At 38.7% G+C, this 2,664-nt stretch carries 3 protein-coding genes and 1 pseudogene; all 4 read right to left on the bottom strand.

From position 1 onward, the window contains the following. Positions 1-406, bottom strand: a pseudogene (locus tag HRU42_RS21230) (transposase); the annotation flags it as partial. Between the two features lie 340 nt (positions 407-746). Next, positions 747-1,073, bottom strand: a complete 327-nt coding sequence (locus tag HRU42_RS20915; RefSeq protein ID WP_295034004.1) for a hypothetical protein — start codon at positions 1,071-1,073, stop codon at positions 747-749. A 27-nt stretch (positions 1,074-1,100) separates the two neighbouring features. Next, entirely contained in the window at positions 1,101-1,835 is a 735-nt protein-coding gene (locus HRU42_RS20910) for an RHS repeat-associated core domain-containing protein (RefSeq protein ID WP_295034003.1), read from the bottom strand. Between the two features lie 172 nt (positions 1,836-2,007). Further along, complete coding sequence (locus HRU42_RS20905; RefSeq protein ID WP_295034001.1) at positions 2,008-2,388, bottom strand: hypothetical protein; 381 nt, start codon at positions 2,386-2,388, stop codon at positions 2,008-2,010. Positions 2,389-2,664 lie beyond the last annotated feature (276 nt).

Raw genomic sequence — 2,664 nt, 5'->3', positions numbered from 1 at the left:
AAGCGGTACTCTTTGACTCGTTTATTGATAATACTTTGTTGATAAAATTCAAGCGACTCACCTTTAACAAAGTCGTGATTAAGGCTATCGCCTTTAAACAGCTTTTGCCATTGCGTGACCACTTCGACATCTGACCAATGCTTAGCTAACTCCACATCAATACGTAATACGAGATGTAGATGGTTACTCATCACTACGTAAGCACAAATATCAATGGCAAATACAGCTGCAAGTTCCAATAGTCGACTTTCAACCCAATCCCGTCTATGCTCATAGGATTGATCTGTATAATGTTCGACTCCACATAAAAAAGCCTTTCTAACACAACGAGATATGCAGTGGTAAAATAATCATCTTGTTAAATAAAAAGTTCCAAACTGACTAATGATTTTCTTGGTGTCGGCATAACAAACCCTCCTCAACAACTCTGACTTAAGCGTAGTCAAAGGAGCTTCATCTGACAATCCTGGGCGTCATGGTTGTTTGTCACTACAAAAGCAGATAGAGCAAATAAGCCTCATGCCGAGAGGGAAACAAAAGTTTATTAATGAAATGTTAGACGCATTAATTAAACAACAACAATCAGCATAACGGTTGATGTAAAGCGACTAAGATAAGAAGCAGCTAAAGAAAAATAAAATAGCCGCTAACAAAAAAAGCCAAGGCAGTTAAGAAATTAACTGCTTTGGCTTTTTGCATTTTTTTATTTAATAAAAGAGGAAACAAAAATAAAATGAGATCTATTCTCAAGTGTCACCGACCCCTTTTTCTCTTTTTTTCCTCAATTCATCTTTATCAATTTCGTCCAACATACTAAATTGGTCATAATCCATATCAATTTCGAGACACAATTTCTTGTCTTTTTTAGACTTGAAAATATCATATGGTAAAAAGCTCACACAAGTGGCGGCGAATACAACCGAAAAATAAAGAGTTAACTTTATAATGGCCATTTTCAATGTCCATTCATTATTAAAAAGATTCAAGATCGCATAACCTAATCCAATTAATATGACAGTTAAATTTACTGTCGAGAAATTTGAATAGCGTCGCATAAAAAGCTTAATTTTCATAATCATCCTATTGATAAAGTCATAGCATTATTCAAGTAATTTAGTTGCGGCTGTTGTTGCCATCGCAGCTACCTGTCCTAATTTTGAATTACCAGTAGCAGAGCTAATCACTTGATTTGCAGTTGAGCCTATAGCACTGTCTTTGGCTGCTCCCAAGACAGTATCTATTTGATCAGGAGAACCTGGTGATTTACCTGCTACTGCATCTGCGGTAGCTAATACGGCTCCTTTTACAGCTTCCACAGTAAATCCAGCTGTGGTATTAGAAACTACGTCCAAAGTTGCACCGACAGCCTTACTTTTTGTTACTTTACTAACAATAGACGCTGCTTTCGCTATTTTTTCACCAATACCAGCCCCTATAGCTCCCATGACAAAAGCCCCAGCAACTTGTAACGGGTCAACTTTTGAGATATTACCTCCATTCTCCACAAGCTGAATCGTAATATCTAATGCTGCATTAAACAATGCACCAATGAGAAACTCTCCATTAGGATCAGTATATTTATACGGATTATTATTCACATACATATAGCGATTAAACGACATGACTGGGTTTTTAGCTGTATAGCCAACAGGATCATTCGAATAAAACCGCCCCATCAGCGGATCATAGTACCTGGCCTGCATATAAGTCAAACCCAGATCTTCATCTTGCAGATGCCCGGTATACCCTATGCCCGCCTTCTCACCGCCGAGGCGTTTACCAAAGGGCTCATACACACTGCGACTGATGACATTACCTGACTCATCGGTTTCCATAACCGGCGTACCCAGCATATCGGTATGCTGATAACGCACAGTTTGGCCTTGGTTCGCTTGTATTGGCGGCGACAAGGTAGCCACAAATATGACTAACCCGATAAGAAACAATTGTGGGTGTCTTCGGTTCGGCAGCGTCTATACGTCATTTTTTATCTTGATTATTCAAACATTACAGATGTTCAATTAAAACTATAATATCTCGCTGTGAATTAGTGATCTCAACTTCTCCCCAATCACCTTCTAGCTGGTTTACAGCTCCCCTACGAACAAATATGTCTATATTTCCGAGATCAACGTTACTATTCTGATCTGTAAAAGCTTGCTTCGTCCTTTTGAGCCAATTTATAGAACTGCAACCTTTGAACTCAATAGCCCCTTTTTTATAACAATATTGCTCGTTACTAAGAGGCTCTGAGTAGCAAGAATGGGCAGCACTTAAAACGAACTCCATATAGAATATAATACAACCTTCTGATTCTTTAATGCCTATAACATATGAGTCTTCTAAATAGATATTTCTAAAAGCATCAATCTCAAAATATTTCTTCATTTTATAAGTCATTCTCTATTTGAGTGTGGTTTTCAGGACTTTTACGCGTTACAGAGGCGCCTGAAGGGTTCACACGTTGTCCATTCGAATCTTTTAGTTCTACATGAGAAGTTGCACTACCTGGTGCTCTATCGCTACCACCTTTAATAGGCAGCGCATGAGCGATTAATTTTTACTCGCACCGCTCAAACCCGCCTCTAATACGCGTTCTAGGTTAGATGGGTTCATCAAACAGCGCTTTTGCTTACCCACTATACTTACCTTAGTTGGCTCTGC

This window comes from Shewanella sp. (assembly GCF_013214165.1).
In the GTDB taxonomy this organism is placed as follows: domain Bacteria; phylum Pseudomonadota; class Gammaproteobacteria; order Enterobacterales; family Shewanellaceae; genus Shewanella.
Note: the sequence above shows the minus strand (reverse complement) of the source record. Positions and strands in the feature narration are given on the sequence as shown.